Below are 231 nucleotides of genomic sequence, written 5' to 3'. Positions count from 1 at the left end.
CGGCCAAGAGCGGCCGGACGATCGAACAGGTCGCCAAGAACCCAGATGATACCTGGAATTCGAAGCCGAATGGCCGGAAGGCGGCAGCCAGGCTTGCAACCAAGGCCAAGGCGAAGCCGCAGGCTCACCAATGGCCGAAGGGTGTGCGCAAGGCGGCGATGCCCGATTTCGTCGAGCCGGTGCTTGCCAAGCTGAAGCCGCGTCCTCCGGCCGGCGACGGCTGGATCCACG

General features: G+C 65.8%; 1 protein-coding gene. It reads left to right on the top strand.

Annotated features, from left to right (window positions below):
* The coding region (locus SB772_RS46075) for a hypothetical protein (RefSeq protein ID WP_410839279.1) at positions 1-231 on the top strand (231 nt) is incomplete at both ends.

Origin of the sequence: Paraburkholderia sp. SIMBA_030 (assembly GCF_046535245.1) — a bacterium.
Taxonomy (GTDB): domain Bacteria; phylum Pseudomonadota; class Gammaproteobacteria; order Burkholderiales; family Burkholderiaceae; genus Paraburkholderia.
The sequence above is the reverse complement of the archived record's forward strand: the minus strand, read 5'-3'. Positions and strand labels throughout refer to the sequence as shown.